The organism is Amycolatopsis sp. NPDC003861, assembly GCF_053605405.1.
The window spans coordinates 1-1,280 of sequence record NZ_JBSGJD010000522.1; the positions used below are offsets into that span (position 1 = coordinate 1).

Consider the following 1,280-nt stretch of genomic DNA (forward strand, 5'->3'; position numbering starts at 1 on the left):
CCCTGCGCACCCAGCCAGTGCTGGACGAGGAACGTGCCGTGGAAGCCGATGAACGTGGTCCAGAAGTGCCACTTGCCGAGCTTCTCGTCCATCATCCGGCCAGTGATCTTCGGGAACCAGAAGTAGATGCCGGCGAAGGTCGCGAACACGATCGTGCCGTACAGCACGTAGTGGAAGTGCGCGACGACGAAGTAGCTGTCCGACACGTGGAAGTCGATCGCCGGCGCGGCCAGCAACACCCCCGACAGCCCACCGAAGAGGAACGTGACGATGAAGCCCACCGAGAAGATCATCGGCGTCTCGAAGGACAGCTGGCCCTTCCACATCGTGCCGATCCAGTTGAAGAACTTCACGCCGGTCGGGACCGCGATCAGGAAGGTCATGAAGGAGAAGAACGGCAGCAGCACGGCGCCGGTGGCGTACATGTGGTGCGCCCACACCGCGACCGACAGCGCCGCGATGGCCAAGGTGGCAAACACCAACCCCTTATAACCGAAGATCGGCTTGCGGCTGAACACCGGGAAGATCTCCGACACGATCCCGAAGAACGGCAACGCGACGATGTAGACCTCTGGATGGCCGAAAAACCAGAACAGATGCTGCCACAGGATCACCCCGCCATTGGCCGGGTCAAAAACATGCGCGCCCAGATGCCGGTCCGCCAGCAGGCCCATCAGGGCCGCGGTCAGGATCGGGAAGGCGAGCAGGATCAAGATCGACGTCACCAGGATGTTCCAGGTGAAGATCGGCATCCGGAACATCGTCATGCCCGGCGCGCGCAGGCAGACCACAGTGGTCACCATGTTGACCGCGCCGAGGATCGTGCCGAGGCCGGACACCAGCAAACCGGAGATCCACAGGTCCGCGCCGACCCCGGGGGAGCTGATCGCACTGGAGAGCGGGGTGTAGGCGAACCAGCCGAAGTCGGCAGCGCCACCCGGCGTCAGGAAGCCCGACAGCACGATCAGGCCACCGAAGAGGTACAACCAGTACGAGAACGCGTTCAACCGCGGGAACGCCACATCCGGCGAGCCGATCTGCAACGGCAGGATGAAATTCGCGAAGCCGAACAGCACCGGGGTCGCGTACAGCAGCAGCATCACCGTGCCGTGCATCGTGAACAGCTGGTTGTACTGCTCCTGCGACAGGAACTGCTGCCCGGGCCGCGCCAGCTCGGTGCGGATGAGCATGGCCATCGCGCCGCCCGCCATGAAGAAGGCGAACGACGTGACCAGGTACATGATCCCGATCTGCTTGTGGTCCGTCGTGCGGAACAACCG

At 63.3% G+C, this 1,280-nt stretch carries 1 protein-coding gene; it reads right to left on the reverse strand.

All coding sequences use genetic code 11. The features are described from left to right. A partial coding sequence (locus ACWEVN_RS47935) for a cbb3-type cytochrome c oxidase subunit I (RefSeq protein ID WP_452055722.1) occupies positions 1 to 1,280 on the reverse strand: 1,280 nt, incomplete at both ends.